This is a genomic window from Telluria mixta (genome assembly GCF_029223865.1).
GTDB classification, from domain to species: domain Bacteria; phylum Pseudomonadota; class Gammaproteobacteria; order Burkholderiales; family Burkholderiaceae_D; genus Telluria; species Telluria mixta.
In genome coordinates this window covers 3,265,120-3,280,781 of the sequence record NZ_CP119520.1, presented here as the reverse complement: position 1 = coordinate 3,280,781, position 15,662 = coordinate 3,265,120, and the positions used below count along the sequence as shown (strand labels likewise).

At 68.5% G+C, this 15,662-nt stretch carries 13 protein-coding genes; 6 read left to right on the top strand and 7 right to left on the bottom strand.

Annotated elements, in window-relative coordinates; genetic code table 11:
• Window positions 1–3: 3 nt before the first annotated feature.
• Window positions 4–558, bottom strand: coding sequence for a cysteine hydrolase family protein (locus P0M04_RS14540; protein WP_259449966.1), 555 nt, complete (start codon window positions 556–558; stop codon window positions 4–6).
• A 103-nt stretch (window positions 559–661) separates the two neighbouring features.
• Here P0M04_RS14540 and P0M04_RS14535 point away from each other — a divergent pair, with 103 nt between their 5' ends.
• The 6 genes from P0M04_RS14535 to P0M04_RS14510 all read left to right on the top strand — a co-directional run bounded on the left by P0M04_RS14535 (window position 662) and on the right by P0M04_RS14510 (window position 7,132).
• On the top strand, window positions 662–1,570 hold the full coding sequence (locus P0M04_RS14535) for a LysR family transcriptional regulator (RefSeq protein ID WP_259449965.1): 909 nt from the start codon (window positions 662–664) through the stop codon (window positions 1,568–1,570).
• A 91-nt stretch (window positions 1,571–1,661) separates the two neighbouring features.
• Complete coding sequence (locus P0M04_RS14530; protein ID WP_259449964.1) at window positions 1,662–2,426, top strand: isocitrate lyase/PEP mutase family protein; 765 nt, start codon at window positions 1,662–1,664, stop codon at window positions 2,424–2,426.
• A complete protein-coding gene (locus tag P0M04_RS14525) occupies window positions 2,423–3,463 on the top strand; it encodes a hypothetical protein (RefSeq protein WP_281042420.1) in 1,041 nt (346 codons plus the stop codon). The genes P0M04_RS14530 and P0M04_RS14525 overlap by 4 nt, the downstream gene beginning before the upstream one ends.
• Before the next feature lie 91 nt (window positions 3,464–3,554).
• On the top strand, window positions 3,555–4,319 hold the full coding sequence (locus P0M04_RS14520; protein WP_259449962.1) for a DUF4198 domain-containing protein: 765 nt from the start codon (window positions 3,555–3,557) through the stop codon (window positions 4,317–4,319).
• A gap of 48 nt (window positions 4,320–4,367) precedes the next feature.
• Window positions 4,368–5,180 (top strand): helix-turn-helix domain-containing protein, encoded by an 813-nt coding sequence (locus P0M04_RS14515; protein WP_259449961.1) that lies wholly within the window; start codon window positions 4,368–4,370, stop codon window positions 5,178–5,180.
• A gap of 143 nt (window positions 5,181–5,323) precedes the next feature.
• Entirely contained in the window at window positions 5,324–7,132 is a 1,809-nt protein-coding gene (locus tag P0M04_RS14510; protein ID WP_259449960.1) for a family 49 glycosyl hydrolase, read from the top strand.
• Window positions 7,133–7,144: 12 nt separating this feature from the next.
• On the opposite strand, the gene P0M04_RS14505 is transcribed toward P0M04_RS14510, so the two are convergent.
• From P0M04_RS14505 to P0M04_RS14480, 6 genes are read right to left on the bottom strand one after another with little or no spacing between them, the layout of a single operon-like run.
• On the bottom strand, window positions 7,145–9,649 hold the full coding sequence (locus P0M04_RS14505) for a glycoside hydrolase family 31 protein (RefSeq protein ID WP_259449959.1): 2,505 nt from the start codon (window positions 9,647–9,649) through the stop codon (window positions 7,145–7,147).
• A 1-nt stretch (window position 9,650) separates the two neighbouring features.
• Entirely contained in the window at window positions 9,651–10,631 is a 981-nt protein-coding gene (locus P0M04_RS14500; protein ID WP_259449958.1) for a glucokinase, read from the bottom strand.
• 8 nt (window positions 10,632–10,639) lie between these two features.
• Entirely contained in the window at window positions 10,640–11,992 is a 1,353-nt protein-coding gene (locus tag P0M04_RS14495) for a hypothetical protein (protein ID WP_281042419.1), read from the bottom strand.
• Complete coding sequence (locus tag P0M04_RS14490) at window positions 11,953–13,203, bottom strand: MGH1-like glycoside hydrolase domain-containing protein (protein WP_281042418.1); 1,251 nt, start codon at window positions 13,201–13,203, stop codon at window positions 11,953–11,955. The genes P0M04_RS14495 and P0M04_RS14490 overlap by 40 nt, the downstream gene beginning before the upstream one ends.
• Entirely contained in the window at window positions 13,200–14,453 is a 1,254-nt protein-coding gene (locus P0M04_RS14485) for a sugar MFS transporter (protein ID WP_259450090.1), read from the bottom strand. Before P0M04_RS14485 ends, P0M04_RS14490 begins: the two co-directional genes overlap by 4 nt.
• A gap of 46 nt (window positions 14,454–14,499) precedes the next feature.
• Window positions 14,500–15,660 carry an ABC transporter ATP-binding protein gene (locus tag P0M04_RS14480; RefSeq protein ID WP_259449956.1) on the bottom strand — a complete coding sequence of 387 codons (1,161 nt, stop codon included), beginning with the start codon at window positions 15,658–15,660 and terminating at the stop codon, window positions 14,500–14,502.
• Window positions 15,661–15,662 lie beyond the last annotated feature (2 nt).

The window sequence follows — 15,662 nt, the reverse complement described above, 5'->3', positions numbered from 1 at the left end:
GTCCTATTCTGCCAACACGGCGGCCGTGCTGGTCGCCGTGGCAAATTCGCCATGCAGGCTCGCCACGGCCGTCGCATGCATCTGTTCCGCGCTGAACCACGTCCCATCCGGCCCCGTGCGCTCGTGCGTGGCGCAGGCATCCTCGACGAGGAACGTGTGAAAACCGAGATTGCCGGCCATGCGCGCCGTCGTCGACACGCAGTGATCGGTCGTCAGGCCGCACAGCACGACCGTGTCGATGTATGACGCGCGCAGCCGCGCTTCCAGATCGGTGCCGATGAAGGCGCTGTTCACATCCTTTCGAATGACGATCTCTCCCGGCAGCGGCTGCGCTTCCGGCTTGAAGGCGTGGCCCGGCGCGCCCGGATAAAACGCGCCCTTGTCGCTGCGCGAGCCGTGCTGGACGTGGAACAGCGGCCGCCCCGCTTCGCGCCAGGCGGCCAGCAGCGCGGCAATGTTCTGTTCGGCCTGGGGATGATTGCGCCGGCCCCAGCGCGGGTCGAGGAAGCCCTGCTGGACGTCGATGACGATCAGGGCGGCGTTGGTCAGCGTTTGCATGTGTGTCCTTTCATGAAAAACCACATGGTCGCCGCCCCGCCGCCATGCCGCTACCGAAATGCCGGATAATTGCCGGTTCATCCATGACAGATTTCGATGGCTCATGAAGCTCAGCCAACTTCACATGCTCGTCGCGGTGGCGGACCACGGCAGCTTCAGCGCCGCGGCGGCGGAGCTCGGGTGCACCCAGTCGCGCATCAGCCATGCGATCGCGGCGCTGGAACGCGAACTGGATACGCGCCTGCTGTCGCGTGCGCGCGACGGCTCGCTGCCCACCGAGGCCGGCCTGCGCGTGCTGGACAAGGCGCGCGCGATGCTGCGGCTCGAAGACGCCCTGCGCGCCAGCGTGCGTGAAGACGACGCGATCGAAGGCCGCGTGCGCATCGCGTGCTTCCGCAGCATCGGCACGCATCTGCTGCCGTACGTGGTCGAAGCGCTGGCGGCCCGTCATCCGCAGCTCGTGCTCGACATCGACGACGCTTGCAACGACCGCCTCGAAGTCGTCGCCGCGCTGCGCGCCGGCCGCGCGGACGTCGGCATCGCCCAGCTGCCCGTGGAAGACGGCTTCGTCGTCCATCCGTACGTGGCTGACGACTACGTGCTGGTCGTCCCGGCCGCGCGCGCGTTCGCGCAGCCCGTGACCTGGGACCAGCTCGACGGCCTCCCGTTCATCCGCCTCGGCTGCTCGGGCGCGGACGCGATCCTCGCGCGCTGCCGCGCGGCCGGCCTCACGGCCAGTGCCGAGCGCACGCTGGGCAACGACACGAGCATCGCGGCGATGGTGGCGCGGGGCATGGGCTGGTCGATCCTGCCCCGCCTCGCGACGTATCCCGAACCGGACGAGGTGCGCGTGCTGCCGTTGCCGATCCCGGCCCGGCGCCAGTTCGCGCTGGCGGGATCGCGCGACACGATGCGCAGCGCGCGTGTCAAAGCGGTGCTGGACGTGCTGCGCGACCGCCGGCTGCTGGCGGCCACGCGCGCATATCAGGCGGGCATCCTGCGTTGTCCATGACCTCGGAGGTCATGCCGGCATGACCTCGCACGTGATTGAGCGCGCCGCGCACAATCGCCACACTGTGGTCTCCGACAACCAGGAGATCACCATGTCCGACCAGATCCTCAAGGCCCGCGCGCTGCGCGCTCTGCATACGCCGGGTGCGCCGCTCGTCCTCGTCAACTGCTGGGATGCCGGCAGCGCCAAAGCCATTGCCGCCGCCGGCGCGCAGGCCATCGCCACGGCCAGCTGGGCCGTCGCCGCCGCCAACGGCTACGAAGACGGCGAACACCTGCCCCGTGACCTCGCCATCGCCAACATCGAGCGCATCGCCCGCGCCGTCACCTTGCCCGTGACCGTCGACCTGGAGCGCGGCTACGGCGCCACGCCCGATGAAGTCGCCGACACCGTCACGCACGCGATCCGCGCCGGCGCCGTCGGCTGCAATCTCGAAGACGGCATCGCGGCGGGCGGCCTGCGCGATCCCGGCGAACAGGCGCTGCGCCTGCAAGCCGCACGCGACGCCGCCGACAGGCTCGACGTCCCGCTCTTCATCAATGCGCGCACGGACGGCTTCCTGCTTGCGGCACCGGGCGATCACGACGACGCCCTGCTCGACGCCACGCTGGCGCGCGCCCGCGTGTACGCCGCGCACGGCGCGGATGGCCTGTTCGTGCCGGGCCTCGTCGACGCGACGCTGATCGAACGGCTCGTGCAGGCGTCGCCACTGCCCGTCAACCTGATGGCGGCCGCCGGCACGCCGCCGCTGGCGACCTTGCGCGCCCTCGGCGTCGCGCGCCTGAGCCATGGTCCCGGCCCGTACCTGCAGGCGATGCGCGCACTGGAAGACGCCGCGCGCGGCGTCGTCGCATGATGCTGGCCCGGCTCGCGCTCGCGGCGGCGCTGCTGCTGCCCTCCGTTCATGCGGCGGCGTCCGACCACCTGGATTCGCCCAGGGTCATCGCCGACCCGCGCGTCGACATCGGCGACATCTACGCGTGGACGTCCGCCGACGGCCGCCGGCTGAACCTCGTGATGACCATCGTCGGCCACGCGCTCGACAGGAATGCGGAATACGCGTTCCACATCGACAGCGGCCCGCGCTTCCCCGACACGACGGCGCGCACCGACATCGTCTGCCGCTTCCCCTCGAAAACGCAGGCGGACTGCCTGATCGGCCGCGACGAAGTCATCCAGGGCGACCCGGGCCAACCGGCGGGACTCGTGAGCGCGAGCGGCCGTAGCCGGCTGTTCGCGGGCCTGCGCGACGACCCGTTCTTCAACAACGTGAAGGGCTCGCGCGCCGCGTTCGACCTCGCTGCGACGACACTCCGGCAAGGCGTGCCGCGCGACGCGGCGGGCTGTCCCGCGTACACGCCGAAGCAGACGGCCGCGATCCTCGAGCAGTGGCGCCACACGGACGGCGGCCCGGCCCGCAACTTCCTCGCGGGCTGGACGCCGATGGCGATCGTGCTCGACGTCGACCTCGGCCTTGTCAACCGCGGCGGCCCCGTGCTGGCCGTATGGGCGGACACGCTCGTCGACGACGTCCGCATCGACCGCATGGGCCGGCCGCTGACCGGCAACGGCCTGCTCGCGCACCTGGGCAGCGACGACGAAGCCGACGCGTACAAGCTGCGCTACAATGCGGCGACGCCGGAGACGGCAGCCGAATTCGTGCCCGTCATCGCGAAGTCGCTCGCGCTGTACGACGGCTACGACGGCCGCTGCGGCAACCAGCTCATGATCGACGCCGCCGCGCCGCCCAGAAGCGCTACCTGCCGCTGGCACGGCTGCTGGCCGACGACCGGCTGTGGGTCGACAGCGCAGTCACCACGTGCACGCAGCTGTTCGGCGTGGAGCGCGGACTGCACGACTGCGGCGGCCGGACACTCCTATACGACGCGGTGAACGTGTACCGCTCGCTGCTCGCAGGCGGCGCCGTCACGGACGGCGTGCGCGCGGACGACCAGCAGCATTCGACCACGGTGTTCCCGTTCCTGTGAGCGCGCGCCTGCTTCTCATCCTGTGCCTGTGCCTGTGCATGCACGCCCGCGCGCACGACTTCTGGGTCAACCCGGACAGCTTCGTCGTGTCGGTGGGCGCCAGCACCGCCTTGAGCATGCAGGTCGGCCACGGCGACGCGCGCCGCACGTCGATGATCCCGTCGCGCCGCATCAGGCGCTTCGCCGCGTGGACGCCAGCCGGTGAAGTCATCGACCTGCGCAGCGACGGCAGGCTCGCGCCCGCGGAGCCTGGACTGCATCTGCTGGTACTGGAAACGGATGCGGACGCGCTGAGCCATCTGCCGGCCGACCGCTTCGACGCCTACGTGCAGGAAGAAGGTTTGTGGCCCGCAGCGGCGGCACGCGGACGGGATGTCTTCGAGCGTTACCGCCGCGTAGCGAAGGCGCTCGTACAGGCCGGCGCGCCCGGCGACGGCAGCCAGGACCTGGCCACGAAGCGCCTCGGCCTGCCGCTTGAGATTGTGCTGCTGACACCGCCGGCGGACGGCGGCATGCTCGCGGCGCAAGTCATTTATCAGGGCCGTCCGCTGGCACGCGCACTGGTGAAACTGACGGACCTCGACCACGACACGCAGCCCGTCGCCGCGCAGGTCACGGATGGCGAGGGCCTCGTCCGCCTGCGCCGTCCACCGCCGGGCCACTGGCTGCTGAACGTCGTGTGGACCATGCCGCTGGACGGTGACGACGGCATCGATTTCGACACGATCTTTTCGAGCCTGTCTTTCGCCATCGCCCCATGACCTCGGACGTCATGGTCCGGCGCCGCGCGGCCGGGTTATCATCGCCGGATGACGCCTCTCGACCTCGCCCCCGTCCCCGTCGGCCTGCTCTTGCGCGAATGGCGCGCGGCGCGGCGCCTGAGCCAGCTCGACCTGTCGCTGGACGCGAACATCTCCGCCCGCCACCTCAGCTGCATCGAAACGGGCAAGGCGCAGCCCAGCAGGACCCTGCTGATGCGCCTGGCCGACGTGCTGGACATGCCGCTGCGTGAACGTAACGCCCTGCTGCGCGCGGGCGGTTATGCGCCGAGTTATCCGGAAACGGGGCTCGACACGCCGGCCATGGGCCGCATCAACCAGGCCATCGATTTCATCCTGCGCCAGCAGGAGCCGTATCCCGCGTTCCTCATGAACCGCCACTGGGACATCCTCGCGACGAACGACGCGGCGCAGCGCGTGAACGGGTTCGTGCTCGACGGGCGGGCCAGCAAGCACGCGAACATGCTGCGCGCCGTATTCGATCCGGACGACCTGCGCGGCGCGCTTGCGAATTGGGACGACATAGGCGCCACGCTGATCGGCCACCTGCACGCGCTGGTCGCGGGGTCGCCGACCGATACGAAGGCGCGTGCGCTGCTGGATGAGATCCTGGCGTACCCGAACGTGCCGTCGCGCTGGCGCCTGCGCGACCTCGACACGCCGCCCGCGCCGCTGTTGACGACGGAGTTCCGTCACCGCGGCGTGACGCTGAGTTTCTTCTCGACGATCACGACCTTCGGCACGCCGCGCGACATCACCATCGACGGTCTGCACATCGAGTCGTGCTTTCCGATGGACGAGGCGACGGCGCAGTTCTGCCGCCGGCTCGGCGAGCAACCTTAGTTTTTCCATGTCAAACCCGTCGTGTCCGATTGATATTTTTTAACTCAATCGATTTCGTTAACGATAGTATCGTGTGCGCAATTCGGTGTAACGCACTACTAGAAACAGTTTACTCAATCGATTGATTAAACAATGGAGACAATATGCGGACCCTGATCACCCTCACCCTCGTTCTGCTTGCCATGCTCGCGCCAGGCATACCGGCGGCAGCGCAAACGACGGCCAACAATCCCAACCTGCGCACGTGGTGGCATGCCAAATACGAACTCAATGCCACGACCCCGGTCGCCGACGATGCCGTGCGGCGTTCCACGTTCTACGACGTCAAGGTGGCGACCGTCGCCGCCCCCAACGCGCGCTTCGATGCCTTTCCCTACATGTCGATTCCCAGGGGTGGCCGCGACAAATGGGGCTACAACGATGACGACGGCGCCGAGTTCGCCGATCGGGCCAACCTGACGATGAGCTGGAGCTCGTTCCTCTACAGTACGGACTGCTGGGTGTACGTCACGCTCAGGAACGGACTCACGATCGGTTCCGCCGATGACGTGACGATCCGGCCCACGGCGCTGAACCTGAGCAAGGAAATGGTCGACAGCACCACGATGCGCGTGCGGGTGCCGTATTCCGCGAACGGCTACCGGTTCTCCGTCGAATTCAACAACCAGCTCTACACGGCGTACAACGACATGAGCGGCACGAGCGGCAAGCTGAACGACCAGGGCCTCGGCCGCGCCATCCATACCGAGCCGCGCAATGCGCTGCTGATCTTCGCCGAGCCCATGGTGTCGGCCGCGGAGTCGGCTCGCCTCATTCCGACCGGCGCCAGCGGCAGCATCTACTATCCGGCGCCCGGCATGGTGAACAATCTCGACGCCATCACGCAGGAGATCGTCTACTTCCGTGCCGGCGTCTATTACATGCCCTGGAATTACCACGCCCAGCTGCCGGCGAACGTCAAGTGGGTGTACCTGGAACCGGGTGCATTCGTGAAGGGCGCCTTCCAGTTCGTCCACGATAACCAGGGCGTCTACAAGTTCACCGGTTTCGGCGTCGTCTCCGGCGAAAAATACGTGTACGAGCCCGATACCGACAACGGTTACCAGCACCGCATCGCGCCTGACTGCCACGGCAGCTGCGTCAAGCTGTTGCGCCTCCAGTCATCGCCCACGATGCAGCAATACCTCGACCTGCAGGGCGTCACGTTCATGGAACCGCCGTATCACTCCTTCGTCGTGTATGGCGACGAAAACAGCTTCCAGATGCGGGTCGAGAACTTCAAGATGGTGGGCGGCTGGTACTGGCAGACGGACGGACTCGAGCTGTACTCGAACGGCACGATGAAGAACACGTTCTTCCATTCCAACGACGACGTGCTGAAGGTCTACCACAGCAATCTGGCGATCGACAATACGGTCGTCTGGAAGAACGAGAACGGTCCCGTCATCCAGTGGGGCTGGTCGCCGCGCAACATGAACAACGTCCAGGTCAGCAACACCTACGTCATCCATAACAAGATGTACTGGACCGACGTGAAGGGCAATACCTGCATCGTGAATTCCTCGCCGTCCTGGTCATCCACCGATCCCGCTGCGGCGCCGAATGCCGGCACGACGGTGGCGAACCTGGACTTCGAGAACCTGTACGTGGAGGGCAAGACCAACTGCGCGCTCCGGCTGTACGCGCTGTCGAACACGGACACGGTCCACATCAGGAACCTGTTCATCGACGGCTGGAACGACCTCGACCCCGCCTCGCAGGCGAGCAAATTCCACCGGATGTCGACCGATCTGTGGATCGGCAACGAAACGGTCAGCGGACGCGGGCTGAAGCTCGAAAACTACCGCGTCGGCGGACAGCAGATCTACAAGGCGGGCAACAACTGGAACTCGACGTCGCCGGGGCGGCTCGATTTCGACGCCGAGTTGTGGGATGACTGGAACGCCTGGTAAGCGTTCCTTCCCTCAGGGCCTGCGTACCAGCACGGCCCCGGCCTGTGCCGCATCGTCCAGCGTGAAGCCGACGGTGCGCGCAGTTGCATCGACCCGGCTGGCCACCTTGCGTTCGCCCGCGCGCACGTCGGCCTTGCCCTGCCAGCCGTGCACGGTGACGGCCACTTCGCGCCACCAGGGTGCGAAGCTGCCCTCGCGCGGGCCGAACTCGATGGCGACGCCGTCCGGGCGCACGGTGCAGCGCACGGTCTGGCGCAGGTAGCCGCCCTTTTCGAAGGCCAGCGAATGGCCGTCGTCGACGTACAGCTCACCGGTGCAGTCTGGGCCCGGATAGACGTCCAGCATCAGCGGGCCGCGCGGCGTGTCGGCCGTGCTCTGCACGACGGCCTGGCGCGGCAGGATCGTGCCGGCGCGTACGTACACGGGCAGATGGTCGAGGCGCGGCGTCTCGTTCACGAACGAACCGCCGGCATGCGCCTCGCCGGTGGCCTGCGTGGCGGACTGGATCGCCCCGTCCTGCGCGGCCGGCACCGGCGTACCGGCCGGCAAACCGGTCCAGTAGTCGAACCAGCCGCCTTCCGGCAGGCAGGTTCGATAACCCTGCGGCGATTCGGGATGCGGCGGCGGCAACACGAGCAGCGCGCGGCCCAGCGTGAAGGTCCACGCATCCTGGCCCGCGCACGGCAGGTTCAGCGCCGACGGGTAGTCGTAGAACACGGGACGCAGGATCGGATCGCCCGTGCGCGCGTTCTGCTCGGCCAGCGCGTACAGGTAAGGCATCAGCTTGTAGCGCTCCTCGACGAAGCGGCGCCGGATGCGCAGGTGCGCGGCGCCGTCGACCCACGGCTCCACGCGCGGCGTGCCCTTGGCGGAATGGTTGCGGAACAGCGGATAGAAAGCGCCGATCTCGAACCAGCGCGTGAGCAGGTCGGGGCTCGGGCCGCCGGCGAAGCCGCTGACGTCGGCCGCGCCGTACGAAAAGCCGGACAGGCCCAGGTTGATGATCTGCTGGACCGACAGCTTCAAATGGTCCCAGGTGGCGAGGTTGTCGCCGGTCCAGGTGACGGCATAGCGCTGGCCGCCTGCATAGCTGGCACGCGTCATCACGACGGCGCGCTCGCCTGGTGCCAGCTTGCGCAGGCCGTCGTACGTGGCGCGCGTGTTCTGCATGCCGTACACGTTGTGGATCTCGCGGTGGTCGGCGGTGCGCGGCGCGAAATCGTCGGAGTCGATGCGGTGGCGCGTATCGAGAGGCATCGTCTTGGTCGGCGTATTGAAAATGGCCGGTTCGTTCATGTCGTTCCACGACCCGGCCACGCCCATCCGCACCTGCTCGGCGAACAGGCTGCCCCACCAGTCGCGCGTCCTGGCCTGCGTGAAGTCGGGGAAGACGGAATCGCCGGGCCAGACGGGTGCCACGTAGGTGCTGCCGTCCGGGTTCCTGACGAATGCATCGGCCTGCACGCCCGTGTCGTACGGGGCATGGCCCTGGCCGGCCGCCCTGGCCACGTGCAGGTCGCTGATGGTGATGACCTTGACGCCCTGGTGCCCCAGGTCGCGGATCAGGCCAGTCATGTCCGGGAAGGCCTTGCGGTCGACGGTGAACGGGCGGTTGCGGTCCTGCCAGTCGATGTCCAGCCAGACGACGTCGGTGGGTACGCGTTCGGCGCGCAGGCGCGCGACCACCTGGCGCAATTCATCGCCCGACATATAGCTGTAGCGCGACTGCTGGTAGCCCAGCGCCCAGCGCGGGACCAGCGGCGCCTTGCCGGTGAGGTCCGTGTAGCGGCGCACCACCTCGGCCGTCGACGGGCCGTGGATCAGGTAGTAGTCGGTCGGACCGTCCGGCGCGCCGAAGGCCAGCACGCCGTCCTCGCGGTGGCCGAAGTCGAACCAGCTGCGGTACGTATTGTCGAGGAAGACGCCATAGCTGCCGCCCGCGCCGCCGACGCCGATAAAGAAGGGAATCGACTTGTAGATCGGATCGTCCGCGGACGTGAAGCCGAAGGCGTCGGTGTTCCAGTTGATGAAGCTCTTGCCGCGCCGGTCCAGTCCACCCGTCTTGTCGCCGAGGCCGAAGTAGTGTTCCGACTGCGGCATCGCCTTGCGCAGGGTGAACGCGTGGCCATCGAGCTTGACGGGATCGATGGCGTCGGCCGAGATCACCTTGCCGGCCAGGTCGCTCACGACGAGACGCCCGTCCTGCACGTCGACGCGCAGCGAACGCGTGGCGAATCCGGTCGGACCCGCCTGCACGCCGACGCGGCGCGCACGCACGCCCGCCGGTACGGCCCAGCTGGCGTCTTCCGGCAATGCGCCGTTCGTGCTCAAGGTCACGCGCAGGACGTCGTCGGTGAGCGCCAGCACGCGGATGCGCAGGCTCCCTTGGCGGATGTCCATGCCGTCATTACGGGCGGCGATGGCGGCCGGCTCGGCGTGGAGCGGCGCGGCGGCGAGGATGGACAACGACATCGCGCATGCGGCGATGGCCGTCCGGACGGTGGTGCGAGTGTGCATGCTAGTGTCCTGGTCGTTCAGTGGTTGTATGTGACAACACGGCGGAGACCCCGAAGAATGCGGGGTAAGGCTCGGCGATCCAGTACGTCGGGATCCGGGCCAGCCAGGCGGACAGCCGCCCCTTCGCCTCGAACCGCGCGCGAAACGCCGAGCGCTCCAGCAGCGCCGCGATGCGCGGGACGATGCCGCCGCCGACATAGACGCCGCCGGTGGCGCCAAGGGTCAGCGCGACGTTGCCCGCTACCGAGCCCAGCATGGCACAAAACGTGTCGACCGTCAGCAGGCAATCGTCGCAGCCGCCCTCGAGCGCGCGGCGGGTGATGTCGGGCGCGGACCGGGTCCTGCCGCCGCTGACGATGCGATGGATGAATTCGAGGCCGGCGCCCGACAGCAAGCGCTCGGCCGACGCGTGCGGCCATTCGCGCCGCATGGCATGCAGCAGCTCGATCTCGAGATCGCTGTTCGGCGCAAAACTGACGTGGCCGCCCTCGCTCGCGAGCGCGGTCCAGCCTTCCCGCGTATGTACGAGGCCCGAGACGCCCAGGCCGGTCCCCGGGCCGACAAGGCCGATCGGCGCGCCGGAACGCGGACTACCTCCGCCGACTTGCACGCGCTGGTGCGGCGCGAGGTGGGGCAGCGACATGGCGAGTGCCGTAAAGTCGTTGACGACTTCCAGCGTCAGCAGATTCAACTCGCGCCTGAACGCCTCGATCGAAAAAGACCAGTGGTGGTTGGTCATTGCGACGACGTCGCCGTCGACCGCCGTGGCGATGGCGATCGCCGCGTGGCGGACGGCGGGAAGGCCCGGCATCCGGGCCGACACCACACCGAGGTAGGCCTGCGCAGCCGCCCTCAGGCTGGGGTAGTCCGCACAGCGCAATACCTCGATCTCTTCGAACACGAAGCGCCCCGTTTCGAGCGCAAAACGGGCGTTGGTGCCGCCCACATCGGCCAGCAGGCGCGGCCAGGCCCCCGATTGCATGCGGCCCATCATTCGAGCGGACGGATGCGCAGGCCGTAGAGATCGACGCGGTTCAGCGGCCCGGTCTTGCCGCCGCCCGCGCCGTACACGGCATTGCTGGACAAATAGCTCATGTTGTAGAAGTCGTGCACTTCGACCGTGTAGCGTCCCGGCTCCAGCTCGACGTCCGCCGGCGTCGAGTACATGGGGGCACTTTCCGGCGGAATGTGCGGCATCTGCACGACCCGTTGCGCCACCAGGCGGCCGGCGGCGTCCTTGATGGCCAATACCTTCACGCCGTTGCTGATGCCGGTGTTGATCGCATGGCCGGTGTTCACGTAGCGCAGCTGGAAGCCGTAGCTGCCTTGCGTGTCCAGGTCGATCCCGCCGATCGCCAGGCGGTCCTGCGGCGCGCCCCAGCCCTTGAGCCGCGGCGCGCCGTCGCGCGCGATGCCCACGCTGGAACGCACGCGGGCATCCGTGACGGGAATGTCCAGGCCCGGCTCGGCGCAGACGGCGGCGCTGTGGTGCGAGGCGTTGCCCGACGCGGCGGACACGGCTTCGACCGCATAGCAGTTGGCCCGGGCGGACGGCGCCGTGTCGATCCAGTGCGCGGCGTCCAGGCGGTCCGCGACGAGGCGGCCGTTGCGATAGATGCGGTAGTGCACGCCATCCTTGTTGCGCGCATCGGCAATGCGGACTTCGATATGCCCCTGGTCGTTGCGCGCGACGCCGGCGATCCGCGCCTCGAACGGCGCGAACAGCGGCCCCGCGGTCGCCAGCGGATCGCCGTCCACGCGGCGGATCGCCTGCCGTCCCGCGTTCAGCGCGCCCAGGCGCACTTCGATGTCGCTGCGCGCGCCGAGGCTGCTCCATGGCACGAGCCGGTCGGCCGCCTTGCCGTCCACCGTGATGCCTGCCACCTCGTAATAGCCGTCGCCGTCCTGGGCGGCAGGCAGCACGATCCGTACGCGCACTTCCTTGCCGTGCACGTGCAGTCGCTCGAGCAGGATCGCGTCGCTGTCCGCGAACTGCTCGCGCCGCAGCCTGGCGGTGACGAAGGGACGAATGCGCAGGCCGGCGTCGGTCACGCCGACGCCGAACACGTTACGGATCACCATGCCCAGGTAGGCGCCCACCGACCACAGCTGGCGGCGCGAGTTGATCACCGGGCCGTCGAGCGCCGGATCGGCCGGGTGGTGCAGGAGCGGCTTGCCCGACAACCACTCCATGTTTTCCATGTTCGACAGGTGCAGCGCCGCACCGCGCAGCAGCGACGCGTAGGCGGCGTCCGCGACGCTGACGTTGGCGCCGGCGACGGCCGCGTCCAGGCCGTACGCCGTCACGAATGGCCAGATCGAACGATTGTGATAGATCGGCACGCCCTGCTGCTGGGGTAGATGACCGGGGCACCCGCCGGCCCGTGCGGATAGACCGCCAGGATGCGGTCGCGCCGGTGCGCATCGGCGACGCCAGTGATGATCGCCAGCGATTGCCCGAGCCAGTCGAACTTGTGCAGCGGCGCGCCGTCGAAATGCGCGGCGGTGAGCGACGCGTACAGGCCCGCGTCCTCGAGCCAGAAGCGCGCGTTGATCGCGGCCTTCAACTGGACGGCCCAGTCGCCGTAGCGCCGCGCCCGCGCCGCATCGCCCTGCTCCGCGGCCAGTTGCGCCGCCAGGGTCAGCGCCTTGTAGTGGGCCACGTTGGTCGACACGGCCTTGGCGCTCGCCATGCGCGCGAGGTCGCCGGCGATGTCGTCGCCATACGTCTGCTCGCGCCAGTCCAGGAACGACTGCTCGCCCGTGTACAGCCCGTCGCGGGCGTCGAACGCGGCCAGCCTGTCGTTCTCGATCGTGTTCGACAGCGCCTTCAGGACGGTGACCGCGAACGCCGCGCGCTCGGCCGGCGGCAGCGACTTGAGCGCTTCGTCGGCGCCGAATGCCCAGCTCACCCGGTCGCTGCTGACAGGCCAGCTGCCGCCGCTGCCCGTGTCCTGCACCACCTGCAGGCCGTCCTCGCTGCCGGCGACGTGGGGCCCCTTGACGACCCCGGGCCGGTAGCCGGACAGCTTGAACAGCAGCGAATTGCGCACGCGCTGCGGATCCAGCATCGCCAGGCCGAGAGCGGCCGCGTACGACAGGTCGCGCGTCCACACGTAATGCCATTTTTCTCCCGTTTCGAAGCACTCGCACGGGATGGGCCGGCCATCGTCGTAGCTGCCGTCGCGGATCGCACTCACCGAGTCTTCCTTCATCTCGGACACGGCATGCGCGAACAGCGCATCGAATGCGAGGTTGCCGCTGCGGACGACGGGGAGCCCGGCGACTTCGCTGTAGACGATGGCGGACGGTGCGTCTTCGCGCGTCGCCATCGTACTCGTCTGGCCATAGGTGCGCAGGCCCCCGGCTTCGCCGCGGAGCGTGAATCCGGCCTGCTCGGGACGGCCGTCGGTGCCGGCGAACGCAAGGGTCGCGCTGCGTTGCGGGTGGGCGTCGTTGCTCAAGAGGGTAGTTCCTTGTGATGGGTTGGAGTGCGAGGCGCACAGGACGCCGAGGCCGACCAGGGCGGCGGCAACAGGTTTCATCCTCGTCATGCGGTCCTCCCTGCGCGGTACATGCCCGCATACTTCAGGCCGAAGAACAGGATGTAGACATAGCAGGCGGCCGGCACCAGGAAGGACAGCTGCAGGCCGGCGCCGTCGGCGGCCAGGCCCTGCACGAACGGCAGCACCGCGCCGCCGACGATCGCCATGCACAGCAGGCCGGAGCCCTGTCCGGTGGCGGGGCCGAGCCCGTGCAGCGCCATGCTGAAGATGGTCGGGAACATGATCGAATTGCACAGGCCGACCATGAGCAGCGCGGCCATGGCCAGCGGGCCCTTGCCGAACACCGCGACCAGGATCAGGGCGATCGAACACGCGGCGTTGAACGCGAGCGCCCGGCCCGGGCTCACCTTGCGCATGACGGCAAAGCCAACGAAGCGGCCCAGCATCGCTCCGCCCCAGTAATAACTGACGTAGGGCGCCGCGGCGGCCGCGGACAGGCCGGCGATGTGCGGCTCGCCCAGGAAGTTGATCATGAAGCTGCCGATGCTGACCTCGGCGCCGACGTAGGCGAAGATGCCGATCACGCCGAGCACGAGACGGCGGCTGGCGAGCGGGGATCCGCTATCGGCGGCACCTTCTTCGCGGCCGGCGATGCCCGGCAGGCGCGCGCAGGCGAAGCACAGCCCGAGCACCAGCAGTGCGGCCGCGAGCCACAAATACGGTCCCTGCACCGCGGCTGCCTCGTGCGCGCGGTAGGCCGCCTGCGCGGCCGCGGACAGCTGCGCCACTTCGGTGTCGGACTTGACGGTATCGGACAGGATCAGCATGCCGCCGATGGCAGGGGCCACCGTCGTGCCGAGCGAGTTGAACGCCTGGGTCAGGGTCAGCCGGCTCGATGCGGTGGCCGGATTGCCGAGGATGGTGACGTACGGGTTGGCCGCCACCTGCAGCACCGTGATGCCGGTCGCCAGCACGAAGAAGGCGAGCAGGAACAAGGCATAGCCGGCGCTGGCCGCCGGATAGAACAGCAGGCAGCCGAACGCCGCCACCGCCAGGCCGGCGACGACGCCGGCGCGGTAGCCGATGCGCCGGATGAGCGCCCCGGCCGGGATCGACACGATGAAATACGCGCCGAAAAAGCAGAACTGGACCAGCATGGCCTGCACATAGGTCAGCGTGTAGACGGCCTTCAGGTGCGGTATCAGCACGTCGTTCAGGGCCGTCAGCAGGCCCCACATGAAGAACAGGACGGTCACGATCGCCAGCGGGCCGGCGGTACGGTCGAAGCCGGCCTGCACGGGGGCGGCATGCGCTGGCGGATTGGATGGGGAAAAGCTTGCCACGTTATGTAGTCTCCAGGGTTGTCGTAATGTGTTCAGGCGCGGCGGCGGTGCGCGCGAAGCTGCGGCCGTCCTCGCGGAAGACGTGCACGTCGCCGGGGTGGCAGCGCACCGTCACCGTGTCGCCGACCCGGCTGCGCGCATCGCCCCGCTCGCGCACGGTGAACAGCTGGCCGCCGTCCAGGCGCACGTGGATGCAGGTCGACTCGCCCAGCTGCTCGACGAAAGCGACCGTGCCGGCCAGGGTGTTCGGCTGGCCGGCCACGCCGCCCAGCAGCACGTGTTCCGGCCGGATCCCGAGGGCGACGCGGGCGCCGCGCGGGCTGCCGGCGGCATCGACCCGGGCCACGAAGGCCGTGCCGCCGACGCGCGCCAGCACCTCGTGGGGCGCCGCGGATTCCAGTTCGGCATCGATGAAATTCATCTTCGGCGAACCGATGAAACCGGCGACGAAGCGGTTGGCCGGATGGTGATACAGGTCGAGCGGCGCGCCGAACTGGGCGACGCTGCCCTCGCGCTGCACCGCGTCCCCGCTGTTGAGCAGGACGATCTTGTCGGCCAGGGTCATCGCCTCGACCTGGTCGTGGGTCACGTAGATCATCGTCGTTGCCGGCATGTCGGCGTGCAGGCGCGCGATCTCGAGCCGGGTCTGCACGCGCAGTTCGGCGTCGAGGTTCGACAGCGGTTCGTCGAACAGGAACACGCGCGGTTCGCGCACGATCGCGCGGCCGATCGCGACCCGCTGCCGCTGGCCGCCGGACAGCTCGCGCGGCAGGCGCTCGAGCAGGCCGTCGAGCTGCAGCGCGCGCGCCGCGTTACGCACTTTCTGGTCGATGGCGGCACGGTCGGCCTTGCGCACCTTCAGGCCGAACGCGAGGTTCTGGTACACCGTCATATGCGGGTACAGCGCATAACTCTGGAACACCATGGCGATGCCGCGTTCCGACGGCGCCATCTCGTTGACGCGCTGTCCGCCGATGCGCAGCTCGCCGGCGGAGATGTCTTCCAGGCCCGCGATCATGCGCAGCATGGTCGACTTGCCGCAGCCCGAGGGGCCGATGAAGACGCAGAATTCGCCCTGCGCGATCGACAGGTTGATGTCGCGCAGGACCTCCGCGCCCTTGCCGTAACGCTTGCTTACGTTGTCGAAAACCAGTTCAGCCATCT

Coding starts and splice junctions, on each gene's coding strand:
- P0M04_RS14540 (WP_259449966.1), bottom strand. CDS start 558: ATGCAAACGCTGACCAACGCCGCCCTGATCGTCATCGACGTCCAGCAG.
- P0M04_RS14535 (WP_259449965.1), top strand. CDS start 662: ATGAAGCTCAGCCAACTTCACATGCTCGTCGCGGTGGCGGACCACGGC.
- P0M04_RS14530 (WP_259449964.1), top strand. CDS start 1,662: ATGTCCGACCAGATCCTCAAGGCCCGCGCGCTGCGCGCTCTGCATACG.
- P0M04_RS14525 (WP_281042420.1), top strand. CDS start 2,423: ATGATGCTGGCCCGGCTCGCGCTCGCGGCGGCGCTGCTGCTGCCCTCC.
- P0M04_RS14515 (WP_259449961.1), top strand. CDS start 4,368: ATGACGCCTCTCGACCTCGCCCCCGTCCCCGTCGGCCTGCTCTTGCGC.
- P0M04_RS14510 (WP_259449960.1), top strand. CDS start 5,324: ATGCGGACCCTGATCACCCTCACCCTCGTTCTGCTTGCCATGCTCGCG.
- P0M04_RS14505 (WP_259449959.1), bottom strand. CDS start 9,649: ATGCACACTCGCACCACCGTCCGGACGGCCATCGCCGCATGCGCGATG.
- P0M04_RS14500 (WP_259449958.1), bottom strand. CDS start 10,631: ATGCAATCGGGGGCCTGGCCGCGCCTGCTGGCCGATGTGGGCGGCACC.
- P0M04_RS14490 (WP_281042418.1), bottom strand. CDS start 13,203: ATGACGAGGATGAAACCTGTTGCCGCCGCCCTGGTCGGCCTCGGCGTC.
- P0M04_RS14480 (WP_259449956.1), bottom strand. CDS start 15,660: ATGGCTGAACTGGTTTTCGACAACGTAAGCAAGCGTTACGGCAAGGGC.